This window comes from Parasphingopyxis sp. (assembly GCF_028279465.1).
GTDB lineage: Bacteria > Pseudomonadota > Alphaproteobacteria > Sphingomonadales > Sphingomonadaceae > Parasphingopyxis.
This window is the reverse complement of sequence record NZ_JANQNS010000015.1, coordinates 277515-292005: the sequence shown is the minus strand read 5'-3', so window position 1 is coordinate 292005 and position 14491 is coordinate 277515. Positions and strand designations below refer to the sequence as shown.

Genomic DNA, 14491 nt, shown 5'->3' with positions numbered 1-14491 from the left:
CTTATTCGGCCGGCGCCTCTTCCTCTTCCGTATCCGAACCTTCGGCCTGCCCGGCGATAGCACCCAATATATCGTTATCGACCGGTTCGCTGGCCGGGGCATCACCGAGCGGCGCGATCGGCGTCGCGGGCGCGGATTCTTCGATCAGGCTTGTATCGAGGCCCGATTCGGACTGGCGTGTCGTCGCGAGACCGGCCAGCAAAATGCTGAGGCCCACAAACGCAACCGCCGTGAAGGCAGTGGCCCGGGTCAGAAAGTCGGCCTGGCCGCGCGCCGTCATCAGACCGGAAGACGATCCGCCGACACCCAGCCCGCCGCCTTCGGAACGCTGCATAAGGATAAGCGTCACCAACACAGCGGCGATAACGGCCTGAAGGACGAGCAGAAAAGTGAACATTGCGGATCTCTATATAATGTTGGGCGGCCGATCTGCGGCGCGCCGAAGCGTTGGCGCGAAATAGGCGTTTCCGCCGAAAGGTTCAAGCAAGCAGGTTCAGCCCTGCGCGGCGCCCGCTTCGATAATCGGCACAAACTTGTCCGCGCTGAGGCTCGCACCGCCGACCAATCCGCCATCGACATTGTCGACCGCCAGCAGGTCCGCTGCATTGTCGCCATTCATCGAACCGCCATAGAGAATGCGCACGCCCTCGGCCTTGTCGCCGATCATGTCCGCCAGTTTTGCGCGGATCGCGGCATGCATGGCGGCGACATCGTCGAGCGTCGGCACACGACCCGTGCCGATTGCCCAGACCGGTTCATAGGCGATGACAAGCCAGTCGGCGGTTGCATCGGCGGGCACCGAACCGGCGACTTGCCCGGTAACGACCATTTCCGCCTCTCCGGCATCGCGCTCGGCTTCGGTTTCCCCGACGCAGACGATCGCGGTCAGTCCGTGGCGGTGCGCCGCCTCGGCCTTGCCATGCACATCCGCATCCGTTTCGCCCTGATCCGCGCGCCGCTCGCTATGACCAACGATGACATGATGCGCGCCGGCTTCCTTCAACATGGCCGCGGACAGGCAGCCGGTATGCGCGCCCTTGTCCGACGCGTGGCAGTCCTGCGCGCCGATAGCGAGATTGGGCACGCGCGCAACGGCCGGCGCGATCAAGGTTGCGGGCGGGCAGATCGCAACATCGACCTGTGGGTGCGCCTTGGCAGCTTTTTCGATCCCGTGCAGCTCGCGCAGATGATCGATATGCCCGTTCATTTTCCAGTTGCCCGCAATCAATTTGCGTCGCGTCATGATGTCTGTGTCCCCGATGCGATTTGTTCGGCGGCCTGATAACCGCCGCATCGCCATCTGCCAATCGCGCAACAATGCTTGAAGCCGCGCGAGCACATCCGTAAAGCACGGATCAACCCGCCCCTTCCAACATGAAGATTGCGTTTCCATGATCAGCTTTTTCCGGAACCTGTTCGCTTCGAAGCTCGGCCTTCTATTCGCGATGGCCTTTGTCGCGCTGATCGCGGCGGCTTTTGCCTTGGCCGATATCAGCGCGCCAGGCGGCGGCGGCACCGGCTTTCTGAGCCGTGGTGGCACAACAGTGGCGACGGTCGACGGTGTCGAAGTCAATGACGAGCGCATCGCGCAATTGGTGACGCGCGCCCTTCAAAATGCCCGCGAGCAGCAGCCCGGGCTCGATATGGCCGCACTGATCGAAGGCGGCGGGCTCGACGAGACGATCAGCCAATATATGGAGGGCGAAGCACTGAGCGCCTTTGCCCGCGACTATGGCCTGCTCATCAGCAAGCGGCTGATCGATGCGACGATCGCCGAAATCCCCGCATTTCAGGGCCTGACCGGTACGTTCGACGAACCGACCTTCCGCCAGGTATTGGCGCAGCAGGGCCTGACCGAAGACGAAGTGCGTTTGGACCTTGAGCGGCAGACGCTGATCAGCATCCTGCTTGGCCCCGTCGCGGCGAATGCGCAGGTTCCAGCCGCGATTGCGCGGCCCTATGCGGGCCTGTTGCTCGAAGAGCGCAGCGGCCAGGTCGCCTCCATTCCCTCCAGCACCGTGCCACAAGGCAATCCGCCGACGACAGAAGAGTTGCAGACCTTCTATGACGCGAATCTGCAGCGCTACACGCTGCCCGAACGCCGGTCTGTCCGCTATGCGATATTCTCGCTCGACGATGTCGATATTCCGACGCCGACCGATGAGCAGGTGCGCGAATATTATGCGGCGAACAGCGATACCTATGGCGGCAGCGAAACGCGCACTTTTCAGCAGATCATCCTTGCCGATCAGGTCGATGCGCGCGCTTTCTACCAAGCCGTAGATGGCGGCGCCGATTTCGTGGAACAGGCTATCGATCGCGGCTTTACGGCGCCTTCAACCCAGGTCAGCGGCGTGACCCTCGAAAGTTTCGAGAACTCGACGTCCGAGGAGATCGCGGCCGCCGCTTTTGGGGCAAGCGAGGGAACGCTGCTCCAGCCCATCCGCTCCGGCCTTGGCTGGCACGTGATCCGCATCGCGGACATCGTCAATCGCGACGCGACACCGCTTGGAGCGGTCCGCCCCGAGATCGTCCGGACGCTTACCGAGCAGTTCGGCAACGAAGCGCTCGCCCAGCTATATCTCGATATGGAAAATGCGATCGAAGACGGCGCATCCTTCGAGGAAGTCGCCGACGACAAGGGTCTGACCATTGTCGCAACGCCGCTTGTTTCGCCGAACGGCCTTGCACCACAACAGCCCGATTTCCGGCCGACGGCCGATCTGGCGCCGGTCCTGGAAATGGCCTTCACGCTCGACGATGACGAAGATGCGGTGCTCGTACCGGTCATCGTCGACGAACGCTATGCGATGGTCGATGTGACCGAGATTGCGCGCAGCGCGCCCCAGCCGCTCAATACGATCCGCAACTTCGTGACGCGTGATTTTATTGCCGATCGCGCGGCCCGCCGTGCCGGTGCAATCGCGCGAGAGATCGCCGCCAAGGTGAATAACGGCATGCCGTTGTCACAGGCCATGGCCGAGGCCGATATCGACCTGCCACCGCCGCAGCCGGCACGCGCCACGCGCCAGGCGATTTCGCAGGCCGGTGTGAACGTGCCCGAACCCGTCCGGCTACTCTTCCGCATGGCGGCCGAAACGGCCAAGCTCGTCCGCCTGCCGCGCGATCAGGGCTGGTATGTCGTCGTGCTCGACGAAATTCAGAGCGATCCGGAGGCGATCACGCCCGAAATCGTCGAAGCGACCCGCCGGCAATTCGCCACCGTTACCGCCGACGAATATGCCGAACAGTTCATCAACGCCGTGCTCGCCGACTATCCGATCGAGCGCAACGAAGAGGCGATCGAGGCGCTGGCCGAGCGGCTGGTTACGGGCCGCAGCAATTGACGTGACCGGCGGCACTGGCCGCGCCGAGGCGATGGCGGCGCTCGAAGCCGGGCGGCCGGCGTTGATCTGGCGCCAACAGCTCGCCGATCTCGACACGCCGATCGGCGCGGCGCTCAAGCTGATCGAGCCGGGCCGTGGCGATTTCATTCTCGAATCGGTCGAGGGCGGCAATGTCCGCGGCCGTTACACCTATATCGGCCTCGCGCCCGATCTCGTATTCCGGGCGAACGGTGCGACGGCGGCGATCAATCGCAACTGGGAACGCAATTCGGACGCTTTTATCGAAACCGAGGGCGATAGCGTCGCCGCGTTGCGCGCGCTGGTCGCCGAATGCCGGATGGACGTGCCGGACGGACTGCCCGAATCGCTCGCCTGTCTCGTCGGCTATTTCGGCTACGAAACCATTGGCCTGATCGAAGACCTGCCGCGCCCGCCGGACAATCCGCTCGCCTTGCCCGATATGTTGTTCGTGCGGCCGACGCTCATTCTCATCTTCGACCGGCTTGAGGACAAGCTGCATCTGGTCGCGCCGATCTGGCCCGCGCTTGACGGTCATGGGGATGAATCTGCGGATGCATCGGTAAGCAAGGCCGTGGACAAAGCTGTGGAGCGGATCGAAACCGCCGCCGCGCGGCTTAACGCACCCTATCTGCCGCGCCACCGCAAGGTCACCGATCTACCAGACGTCGCGCCCGAGGCCGTGCTCGACCCAGCCGACTATGCCCGCATGGTCGAAACGGCCAAGGATTATATCGCGGCGGGCGATATCTTTCAGGTCGTGCTTGCCCAGCGTTTCACCCAGCACTTCCCCCTGCCCCCGGTCGATCTCTACCGGGCGCTCAGGCGCATCAACCCCTCGCCCTTTCTCTATTTTCTCGATCTACCGGGTTTCGCGCTGATCGGATCGAGCCCTGAAATTCTGGTGCGCGCCCGCGACGGCGAGGTCACGATCCGGCCGATTGCGGGCACCCGCCCGCGCGGCAAGACGGCCAGCGAAGACGCGGCCAATCGCGAGAGCCTGCTCGCCGATCCCAAGGAGCGCGCCGAACATCTGATGCTACTCGATCTCGGCCGCAACGATGTCGGGCGCGTCGCCAAAGCCGGCAGCGTGACCGTCACCGACAGCTATGGCGTCGAATTTTACAGCCATGTCATGCACATCGTCTCCAACGTGACCGGCGAACTCGAGGACGAGTATGGCGCGATCGACGCGCTGTTCGCGGGCTTCCCGGCGGGCACCGTATCGGGCGCACCCAAGGTACGCGCCTGCGAAATCATCGCCGAACTCGAGCCGGAAAGCCGCGGCGCCTATGCGGGCGGCGTCGGCTATTTCTCGCCCGATGGCGGGATGGACAGCTGCATCGTATTGCGCACGGCCGTCGTGAAAGACGGCGTCATGCATATTCAGGCAGGTGCCGGCATCGTCGCCGACAGCAATGCCGATTACGAACAGCGCGAATGCGAAGCCAAGGCCGGCGCGCTATTCGCCGCCGCGCGCGAGGCTATCGAAAGGGCGGACGAACCCGGATTCGGGCAATAGTCCCGGGCGGTTATGCAAACCCCGTTCGAGCGCGAACGCTGCCTTTCCCCGATTCTTCTGCTAGAACTCCGCCCGCGGCCATGGTCGGTCGCCAGAATGGGGGCTCTGTCTTGAACAATTGGATTATCTGGTTCGGCGTCGGACTGATCGCCTTTGCGGCGGGCATCGTCGCGCTGTTCAATCCATTCGGTGCGACACTGCTGGTCGAGCAGTTGACCGGCTGGATGTTCGTCTTCGCAGGCATAGCCCAGCTTGTCGCCGTGATCGGCGGGACGGGCGTGCGCGGCCGCATCTGGGCGGGCCTCGCCGGGATCGCTTCGATCTTTCTCGGAATCACGCTGCTCGGCCATCCGCTGGCCGGAATCCTGGCATTGACCGCCGTTGTCGCGACCATGTTCCTGCTTTCGGGGATCGCGAAAATCCTGTTCTCCAAGGCCTCACAGGACAAGCAGTTCTTCTGGCCGATGCTGATTTCGGGCATTCTTTCGGTCGTCTTCGCCGCTTGGGTCATGCTCGATTTCCCGGTGTCCGCGACCCGGCTGCTCGGTATCATCCTCGCAATGGAACTGCTTTCCAACGGGATATTCCTGATGACGGCCGGCATGGCCCGCCGCAAGGCAGCCCGGGCATCCGCCGGATAGCGAAAAATGGTGGCAACGGGACCCGCTGAATGAGCGCCGTGATCGCCTTTCTCTGGGCCTATGCGCTGACGATCGCCTCCTGGGTGATCCGGATCGGCGCGCTGATCCTCGTGCCCTTCCGCCGCTCGCCCGCTGCCGCGCGCGGCTGGCTGTTGCTCTTCTTCATCGCGCCGCTGCCTGCCTTGTTGCTGTTCCTCGTCATCGGCTCACCGAAACATCCCAAACGGCGGCGCAAATTGTTCGAGGAACTGCCGGAAATCCTGCGCCGCGCTATCGCCAAGGCGGGGATTGCCACACGCGAAACGCGCGCGGACCTGCCCGACCGGCTCGATCAGATCGGCGATCTCGGCAGCGGGCTCGCTGGTCTGCCACCGGTCAAAGGCAACCGGATCGACTTGCTGGAGGATTATGACGGATCGATCGACGCGCTCGTCGCGGAAATCGACAAGGCCGAGCATCATGTCCATCTCCAATATTATATCTTCGCCGACGACCGGACGGGCCGAAAAATCCTCCAGGCCGTCGAGCGCGCCCGGGAACGCGGGGTTACCTGCCGGGTGCTGATCGACGCCATCGGCTCGATCCGCTGGGTGAAACCGATCCTCGCGCGGTTGGAGGCAGCGGGCGCCGAAGCCCATCGCATCCTGCCGCTCGGCATGCGCCGCAACGCCTCGCGCGTCGATCTCAGAAACCATCGAAAGATCGCGGTGATCGACGGCAAGATCGGCTTTACCGGCTCTCAGAATATAGTCGATGCGCAGCCGGACCGCAGCGCGCCGCCTAATGTCGAGCTTGTCATCCGCGTCGAGGGCCCAGCCGTTGCCGAGCTCCAGGCCGTTTTTATCGGCGACTGGTATCTGGAAAGCGGCACGGCGTTGGACGAGGCGAATCTCTTCGCGCCCTCCGCCGATGCCGGCGATGTCCCGGCCCAGTTCGTGCCAAGCGGCCCCGACTATCCGATTGGCGGCATAGACCTGCTGTTCGTCGCGGCGATGAACCTAGCGCGCGAGGAGATTGTGATCGTCACGCCCTATTTCATTCCCAATGATTCGATCATCGCGGCGCTGACCAGCGCGGCGCTGCGGGGCGTGAAGGTGCGCATCATGCTGTCGCGCTATTCGGACGGGTTTCTGGTCGGCAACGCCCAGCGCTCCTACTATGCCGAACTGCTACGCGCGGGAATCGAAATCCACCTTTACGAAAACGGTTTCGTCCACGCCAAACATATCCGGATCGACCGCGACATCGCCGTCATCGGCTCGTGCAACATGGACGAACGCTCCTTCCGGCTGAACGCAGAAGCCAGCATGGTATGCTATGGCCCCGAGGTTGCGAGCGCGGTCGCTGAAGTCGAACGCCGCTATTTCGACAATGCCACCCAGCTCGAAAAGGAAAGCTGGGCGCAGCGATCGCTGATCACGAAGACCATGGAAAACAGCGCGCGGCTGCTCAGCGATTTGCTGTAAGAACGCGTCTCACACTTCGAGCAATTTCGGCCCGTACTGCTCCAACTTGTTGCGAATTGCGCCTGCGAACGGTTGAAGCAAGGTCGGCAGCTCGAATGTTGCAACGACGACATCGTTCATCACATCGAGGCGGCACGCCAAGCGCTGGCCCAGCGCTTCGATCGTGAAGAAGGCGATATCCTCTTCCTAGCGCTTTTCGGTCACCGCGCCGCCCGGGATGGCATCGGCAAAGCCGTCCATCCCGTCGGCGATCCGTCGGCGCGCTTCGACGCGGCCGAGCTGATGCGCGATATTCGCGGTTATCGTCTCGGCCATCGCCCAAACCCCACCATCAAATGCTCCCTACCAGATCGTCACCCGCTCTTCGGGCGGGATATACATCGCATTGTCCGGCCCGACATCGAACGCTTCATACCATGCATCGATATTCGGGACGACGTTGTTGGTACGATATTCAGGCGGGCTGTGCGGCCCCGTCAGCGCCTGTTCGCGCAGCCGGTTCTCGCGGATCAGCCCCCGCCAGACCTGCGCCCAGCTGAGGAAGAAGCGCTGGTCTCCGGTCAGCCCGTCGAGCACCGGCGGCTCGCCATGATCGGCGACATAGCGCTGATAGGCGGCGTAAGCCATTTCGACCCCGCCAAGGTCGCCGATATTCTCGCCCATCCCGAGATCGCCGTCGAGATTGAGGCCGGGCAGCACTTCGACCGCGCTATATTGCGCGCCAAGCCGCGCCGCGCGTTCCTGGAACTGCTGCTCAGTCGTTTCACTCCACCAGTCGCGGATGCGCCCAGTGCCGTCGAAGCGGCGGCCTTGATCGTCGAAGCCATGGCCGATCTCATGGCCGATCACCGCGCCGATCGCACCGTAATTGACGGCCGGGTCGGCATTGGGATCGAAGAAGGGCGGCTGCAGGATCGCGGCCGGAAAGGTGATCTGGTTGGTCAGCGGGCTGTAATAGGCGTTCACCGTCTGCGGGTTCATCGCCCAGAGCGAGCGGTCGACGGGCTCGGGCAGCCGCTCCAGATCGAGATCGACGGCAAATTGCTGCGCCCGGATGGCATTGCCGAGCAGATCGTCACGGCGCACTTCGAGATCGGAATAGTCGATCCAGCTCTCCGGATGGCCGATGCGCGGATCGAAAGCATCAAGCTTGGCGAACGCCTCGGCCCGGGTTTCCTCGTCCATCCAGTCGCTATTCTCGAGCCGCTCGCGCAGCGCCGCACGCAGATTGACGATCAGCTCAGTCATCTGGCGCCGCGCCTCGCCCGAATAATGGCGGTCGACATAGATCTGGCCAATCGCCTCACCGATATTCGCGTTGACTAGCGCCACGCCCCGCTCCCAGCGTTCGCGCTGCTCCTCCGTGCCGCGCAACGTCCGGCCGAAAAACTCGAACTGCGCCTCGTCGAACGCCCGCGGCAGAAAATGGGCATGATCGTTGATAAACTGGAAGGTCAGATACTCCTTCCAGGTATCGAGCGACACGCTGTCGAGCAGTTCGCCCGCTGCGGTAATCGCCGTGGTTTCGGCCGCGACGACCGTATCGACGATGCCGAAGCCCATGCCGTCCAGCCAGTTGCTCCAGTCGAATTGCGGCGCCAGCTCGGCAAGCTGTTCGCGGTTCATCGGATTGTAGATCTGCTGGATATCGCGCTGGCGGGCCGGTTCCCAATGCGCTTCGGCCATCTGCGTTTCGAGCGCTATGATGCGATCGGCCTTCGCCGCGCCGTCCGGGATACCGGCCAGTTCGTGCAGGCGGATGATGTAATCGCGATAGGCTGCGCGGAACGCCACATAGTCCTCGCCCTCGTCGAGATAATAATCGCGGCTCGGCATGCCGAGACCGGCTTGGCTGGCGAAAGCTATGTAGCGGGTCGGGTCGGCCGGATCGGGCAGCGTCCCGACGCCAACCGGCGAATCGTAACCGACGGTTCCGAATATCTCGAGCAGGCCGGCGCGATCTTCGATCGCATCGATGCGCGCAAGATAAGGGGCGAGCGGCGCCGTACCGCGCGCTTCGATTGCCTCTTCGTCCATCCATGCGCCGTAGAAATCGCCGACCATCTGACCGGTCGCGCCGGCCGCTTCGGGATCGGCGGCGAGATCGTTCAGGATAGCGCGAACCTGCTGCTCCGAGCGTTCGCGCAGCATGTCGAACGAGCCGTAGCGCGAGCGGTCGCCCGGCATTTCGGTATTCGCCATCCAGGTGCCGCCCGCATATTCGTAGAAATCGTCGCCGGGGTCGACGGCTAGGTTGCGGCCTTCGAGATCGATGCCCCATGGGCCGATCTCGGCGGTGCCGGCCGGCGCCTCGGCTTCGGACGAAGCGGCGTGATGATCGGCGAGCGCTGGCGTTGCAGCCGTCAGCGCCAGCGCGGACGCGGCGGCAAGGGCGATGGAACGAACGGTCATGATGAACTCCCGGAAGTCGATATGCGCGTTGCAAAAGATGCAAGATAATAGGTGCATTACCTATCTAGGGCAGCGCGGTTCGACAAGTCGGTGCCGGGGATCGACGGATGACAGCTCTTGGCGGCGCTGCCTCTACCCGATAGGCAGGCCCGCATGATCCTCGTCATCGACAATTATGACAGCTTCACTTGGAATCTCGTCCATTATCTGCGCGAGCTTGGTACCGAAGTCGATGTTGTGCGCAACGATGCGATTTCGGCGGGACAGGCGATCTCGTCGGGCGCCTCGGCTTTCCTGATCTCGCCCGGCCCCTGCACGCCCAACGAAGCGGGCATCAGCCTCGATCTCGTCGCCGCCTGCGCGGACGCGGAAAAACCGCTGCTCGGCGTGTGCCTCGGCCATCAGTCCATCGGCCAGCATTTCGGCGGCCGCGTGATCCAGGGCGGCCTGATGCACGGCAAGACCTCGCCGGTCGAGCATGACGGCACCGGCGTGTTCGCCGACCTCCCCTCGCCCTTTACGGCAACGCGCTATCATTCACTCATCGTGCCTGAGGACGGCCTGCCCGATAGCCTTATCATCAACGCCCGCGGCCCGGACGCGACGGTAATGGGCTTCCGCCACGAAAGCCTGCCGATCCACGGCGTGCAGTTCCACCCTGAGAGCATCGCCACCGAACATGGCCATGCGTTGCTGGCCAATTTCATGCGGCTGGCGGGGATGGCAGTTTTGGAAACCGCTTAGCGCCCCTAGCACTCGGGCAGTGGCGTTCCCGTCTGGTCCGCCGCGAAGGGCCGGTCAAATGTCGGGTTGTAGCAACTGGCGAGTGTCGCCCGGCCGCCACTCTGGAACACCGTGTCGGCGGCCTCGAGCACTTGACCGAACGGCGTGTCGGCCGAGGGCAATAGAAACAAGGTGCCCGCGCCGACGATCTGGCCCATGTCCGGCGTGGCGACGATCTCGCGGCCGAGATCGGCGAGTGCGACGGGCCTGCCGGTCACCGTGATCGCGCCCGCTCCATCCATCGCGGCCACAGTGCGCGGTGGATTGCCTTCGAAACCGGCAACCTCGAACAATATGTTCACGTCTTGCTCAGTGCCCGCGGCGCGCAGCGTGCCGCCGGTAAAGCCGGTCGCGCGGATCGTACCGATGGCGATCGAGGTACAGTGAAATGGCGCGTCGGCATCGGCTTCGAAGCGGATGAGCGGCAGATCCTCCTCGGTCATATTGTTGACGCCGTCATTGGTCTGGATCGCGTCGCCGACCACCACGACCGCGCGGCCGAGAATGCCATCCGGCGTGATGGTCTGCCCGTCCCATGTATAGGCGCAACTATCAGGTCCGCCGGAACTCACAATCGTGGCCGCGACACCGCCCGTATCGACGGGCGCTTCTTCGCTTTCGGCAGCGTCCTCGGACACGCCACCGGAACAGGCGCCCAGCGCCAGAGCCGCCAATGCAATAACTCTCATCAGATAAAGCCCCCTCGTCTTGCACCGCCCGAATAACATGAAAGCGCCATTCTGTATGCAACGCCTGTCCATACGTGCAGATTTTCTATCTGGCCTTTCGCATCGCCCCATGCTTTGACGCGCGGCCTATGACCAGTCTCCCCGATCCGACCGCGCCCCTCGACCGCGCGACCGCCTATCAGGCCTTTGCCGACATGCTCGACGGCAAGCCGAGCGAAGAGGATATTGAGCATTTCCTCACCGTGATGACTGAGCGCGACGAAACGGCGATCGAGATTGCCGCGGCCGCCACCGCGATGCGCGAACGGCTGATCGGGATCGATGCACCCGATGGCGCGATCGATGTCTGCGGCACGGGCGGGGACGGGCAACACACGCTTAACGTCTCGACTGCCGTGTCCATCGTCGTCGCATCGCTCGGCGTACCCGTCGCCAAACATGGCAATCGCGCGGCATCGAGCAAGGCCGGCGCGTCCGACACACTCGAAGCACTCGGCCTCGATCTCGATCATGCCGGGGAGATCGCGGAGCGCAGTCTGGCGAAGCTCGGCATCTGTTTTCTGCATGCCGCCAATCACCATCCGGCGATGGGGCGCATCACGCCGATCCGCAAACGTATCGGCAAACGTACGATCTTCAACCTGATGGGCCCGATCTCCAACCCCGCCGGCGTCAAGCGCCAGCTCATCGGCATCGCCCGCCCCGATTATGTGCCGGTCTATGCCGAAGCATTGCGCGAACTCGGCGCGGACGGAGCCATGGTCGTTTCGGGCGAGGAAGGGCTCGACGAACTCTCGATTTCCGGCCCGAGCCGCATCGGCAGTTTCGGCAGCGTCGATGTCGGCGACCGGGTGACGCCCGACGATGGCGGGCTGGACAGCTTTCCGATCGAAGCGATCCGGGGCGGCGATCCCGAATTCAACGCCGCGGCGCTGCGGCGCCTCTTTGATGGCGAAAAAGGCGGCTATCGCAATGCCGTATTGCTCAACACGGCCGGCGCGCTGATCGTTGCGGGCCGCGCCGGCGGCTGGGAACATGGCGTGGTGCAGGCGGCAAACGCCATCGACGATGGCGCTGCTAAAGACTTGCTCGACCGCTGGATCGATTTCCGGTGAGCGACACGCTTGCCGAAATCTGTGCGGCAAAGCGGGAAGAGGTTGCACGCCGCAAAGCCGCAACGTCCATATCCGCTCTCGAGGCAGAGGCCGGCGAAAGCGATGCGCCACGCGGTTTTCTCGCCGCGCTCAAAGCCAAAGCGGAAACTGGCTATGCGCTAATCGCAGAGATCAAGAAGGCCAGCCCGTCCAAGGGCCTGATCCGCGCAGTTTTCGATCCGCCCGCCCATGCGCAGGCCTATGAAGCGGGCGGGGCTGCCTGTCTCTCCGTATTGACCGACGCACCTTATTTTCAGGGCTCGGACGACTATCTGGTCGCAGCGCGCGCGGCCTGCGCCCTCCCCGTCCTGCGCAAGGACTTCATGGTCGATCCCTGGCAGGTCGCAGAAGCACGCGCGCTCGGCGCCGATGCGATCCTGATCATCGTCGCCGCGCTCGAGGACGGGCCGATGGCGGAGATCGAAGCCGCCGCGCTGGGCCATGGCATGGACGTGCTGGTCGAAGTGCATGACGAAAGGGAACTGGAGCGCGCACTTGCGCTCCAATCGCCGCTGCTCGGGATCAACAATCGTAACCTCAAGACCTTCACGACCGATCTCGCGACCACCGAACGGCTTGCCGCACGCGTGCCCGACACGCATTTCCTTGTTTCCGAAAGCGGTATCGCGACCAAGGCGGATTGCGACCGGCTGGCGGAAAGCGGCGTGCGCGCCTTCCTCGTCGGGGAATCGCTGATGCGGCAGGCGGATGTCGAAAGCGCGACGCGCATGCTATTGACGGGCCATGGCTAATCTCACGCATATCGACGAGACCGGCGCGGCGCGCATGGTCGATGTGTCGGACAAGGCGGAAACGCCGCGCGAGGCGACCGCGACCGGGCGGATCGCGATGTCCGCCGAGGCCGCCGCCGCGATCCGCGACGGCAATATCAAGAAAGGCGATGTGCTGGGCACCGCGCGGATCGCCGGGATCATGGCGGCGAAGAAGACGGCCGATCTCATCCCGCTTTGCCACCCGCTGCCGCTGACCGGCGTGACGCTGGAACTCGAAGCCGACGAAGGCGGGGTGACGGCCACCGCCACGGTGCGCACGACGCACAAGACCGGCGTCGAGATGGAGGCGCTGACCGCCGTATCGGTGGCGCTGCTCACGGTCTACGACATGGCGAAGGCGCTCGATCGCGGCATGCGCATCGGCGAGATCCGGCTGCTCGCCAAATCCGGAGGACGATCGGGCGACTGGACGGCGGAATGACCGGCCTGCTGCCGCTCGAAGATGCGCAGGCGCGGCTGTTGGCGCTGGGATCGCCGGTTGAGAGCGTCGTCCTGCCCGTAGCGGAGGCGGCCGGCCGCTGGCTCGCCGAAGATGTCGCATCGCAGCGCACGCAACCCGCTGCCGATCTGTCCGCGATGGACGGCTATGCGATCCGTTTCGCCGAATGCCCGGGGCCGTGGACGGTGGTTGGCGAAAGCGCCGCCGGCGCACCGCTCGATAACGCGCTGTCGCCGGGCGAAGCGGCGCGGATATTCACCGGGGCGGCCATGCCGGTCGGCGCGGACACGGTTTTGATCCAGGAAGAAGCCACCCGAGACGGCGACCGCTTGAGCCTGGCGGGTGAAGGACCGCCCGAAATGGGCGCGCACGTTCGAAAGCGGGGCCGCGATTTTGCCGAGGGCGACATATTGCTGCCGACAGGCGCGAAACTGACACCGCCCGCGCTCGCACTGGCCATTGCCGGTGGACATGGCACGCTGCCGGTACGCCGCGATATCCGGATATCGCTGATTTCGACCGGAGACGAGCTTGTTCCGGCCGGTGAACCCGCCGAAGCCGCGCAGCTGCCCGCCTCCAACGGGCCGATGATCGCCGCGCAGCTTGCCGGATTGCCGGTTGCTATCGACGATATCGGCATCGTTCCCGATACACGCGAAGCTCTGGCGAAGGCATTGGATGCAGCAAGCGAGGCCGATGTGATTGTCACAATCGGCGGTGCGTCGGTCGGTGATCACGATCTGGTCCGGCCGGCGCTGGAAGCCGCAGGCGCGGAAATCGATTTCTGGCGGATCGCGATGAAACCCGGCAAACCGCTGATGGCGGGCACGCTCGGCCGCACCGTCGTGCTCGGGCTTCCGGGCAACCCGGCCTCGGCATTCGTCACGGCAAAGCTGTTTCTCGAACCGCTGATCGCGCATCTCGCCGGTGCCAGCGATCCGCTGCCCGCATTCAAACCAGCCCGGCTCGCCACCGACCTACCGGCCATCGGTATCCGGACGGAATTCCTCCGCGGGTGTTGGTGCGACGGCGCGGTCGAAGCACTGCCGCAACAAAGCAGCGCCGCGCTCGCCGCGCTCGCCCATACGCAACTGCTGATCCGCCGCCCGGCCGGAAGCGCGCCAGCCCGCGCCGGCGATATGGTCGACATCCTAGCCCTCGCTTGACAGCGAATCTTTTGTTTCCTACACGTTCCCCGTTCGTTCCCTAAGCGGAACAGAATTGGA

General features: G+C 64.1%; 14 protein-coding genes. 9 read left to right on the top strand and 5 right to left on the bottom strand.

Translation table 11 applies throughout. The features are described 5' to 3' along the window. Position 1 precedes the first annotated feature (1 nt). Positions 2 to 397: a preprotein translocase subunit SecG gene (secG, locus tag Q0974_RS10840; protein ID WP_299327475.1), complete on the bottom strand. Its 396-nt coding sequence runs from the start codon at positions 395 to 397 to the stop codon at positions 2 to 4. A gap of 96 nt (positions 398 to 493) precedes the next feature. Further along, entirely contained in the window at positions 494 to 1243 is a 750-nt protein-coding gene (gene tpiA, locus Q0974_RS10835) for a triose-phosphate isomerase (protein WP_299327473.1), read from the bottom strand. A 148-nt stretch (positions 1244 to 1391) separates the two neighbouring features. Here tpiA and Q0974_RS10830 point away from each other — a divergent pair, with 148 nt between their 5' ends. The 4 genes from Q0974_RS10830 to cls all read left to right on the top strand — a co-directional run bounded on the left by Q0974_RS10830 (position 1392) and on the right by cls (position 6994). Then, positions 1392 to 3347, top strand: a complete 1956-nt coding sequence (locus tag Q0974_RS10830) for a peptidyl-prolyl cis-trans isomerase (RefSeq protein ID WP_299327471.1) — start codon at positions 1392 to 1394, stop codon at positions 3345 to 3347. A 31-nt stretch (positions 3348 to 3378) separates the two neighbouring features. Beyond that, on the top strand, positions 3379 to 4887 hold the full coding sequence (trpE, locus tag Q0974_RS10825; RefSeq protein WP_299328492.1) for an anthranilate synthase component I: 1509 nt from the start codon (positions 3379 to 3381) through the stop codon (positions 4885 to 4887). Between the two features lie 110 nt (positions 4888 to 4997). Further along, entirely contained in the window at positions 4998 to 5528 is a 531-nt protein-coding gene (locus tag Q0974_RS10820; RefSeq protein WP_299327469.1) for an HdeD family acid-resistance protein, read from the top strand. A gap of 29 nt (positions 5529 to 5557) precedes the next feature. Then, positions 5558 to 6994: a cardiolipin synthase gene (gene cls / locus Q0974_RS10815; RefSeq protein ID WP_299327467.1), complete on the top strand. Its 1437-nt coding sequence runs from the start codon at positions 5558 to 5560 to the stop codon at positions 6992 to 6994. Between the two features lie 186 nt (positions 6995 to 7180). On the opposite strand, the gene Q0974_RS10810 is transcribed toward cls, so the two are convergent. After that, the gene (locus Q0974_RS10810) at positions 7181 to 7309 is read right to left on the bottom strand and encodes a hypothetical protein (RefSeq protein WP_299327465.1); all 129 of its coding nucleotides are present in this window, start codon (positions 7307 to 7309) and stop codon (positions 7181 to 7183) included. A 27-nt stretch (positions 7310 to 7336) separates the two neighbouring features. Next, on the bottom strand, positions 7337 to 9406 hold the full coding sequence (locus tag Q0974_RS10805; RefSeq protein WP_299327463.1) for a M13 family metallopeptidase: 2070 nt from the start codon (positions 9404 to 9406) through the stop codon (positions 7337 to 7339). A 153-nt stretch (positions 9407 to 9559) separates the two neighbouring features. Here Q0974_RS10805 and Q0974_RS10800 point away from each other — a divergent pair, with 153 nt between their 5' ends. Then, positions 9560 to 10150, top strand: coding sequence for an aminodeoxychorismate/anthranilate synthase component II (locus Q0974_RS10800; RefSeq protein ID WP_299327461.1), 591 nt, complete (start codon positions 9560 to 9562; stop codon positions 10148 to 10150). Positions 10151 to 10155: 5 nt separating this feature from the next. On the opposite strand, the gene Q0974_RS10795 is transcribed toward Q0974_RS10800, so the two are convergent. Next, positions 10156 to 10878 carry a hypothetical protein gene (locus Q0974_RS10795; protein WP_299327459.1) on the bottom strand — a complete coding sequence of 241 codons (723 nt, stop codon included), beginning with the start codon at positions 10876 to 10878 and terminating at the stop codon, positions 10156 to 10158. Between the two features lie 128 nt (positions 10879 to 11006). Here Q0974_RS10795 and trpD point away from each other — a divergent pair, with 128 nt between their 5' ends. The 4 genes from trpD to glp are packed head-to-tail and all read left to right on the top strand — an operon-like array spanning position 11007 to position 14431. Continuing rightward, on the top strand, positions 11007 to 11993 hold the full coding sequence (gene trpD / locus Q0974_RS10790; protein ID WP_299327457.1) for an anthranilate phosphoribosyltransferase: 987 nt from the start codon (positions 11007 to 11009) through the stop codon (positions 11991 to 11993). After that, entirely contained in the window at positions 11990 to 12784 is a 795-nt protein-coding gene (gene trpC / locus Q0974_RS10785; RefSeq protein WP_299327455.1) for an indole-3-glycerol phosphate synthase TrpC, read from the top strand. The genes trpD and trpC overlap by 4 nt, the downstream gene beginning before the upstream one ends. Beyond that, positions 12777 to 13247 carry a cyclic pyranopterin monophosphate synthase MoaC gene (gene moaC / locus Q0974_RS10780; RefSeq protein ID WP_299327453.1) on the top strand — a complete coding sequence of 157 codons (471 nt, stop codon included), beginning with the start codon at positions 12777 to 12779 and terminating at the stop codon, positions 13245 to 13247. The genes trpC and moaC overlap by 8 nt, the downstream gene beginning before the upstream one ends. After that, positions 13244 to 14431, top strand: coding sequence for a gephyrin-like molybdotransferase Glp (gene glp, locus Q0974_RS10775; RefSeq protein WP_299327451.1), 1188 nt, complete (start codon positions 13244 to 13246; stop codon positions 14429 to 14431). The genes moaC and glp overlap by 4 nt, the downstream gene beginning before the upstream one ends. Positions 14432 to 14491: the final 60 nt, after the last annotated feature.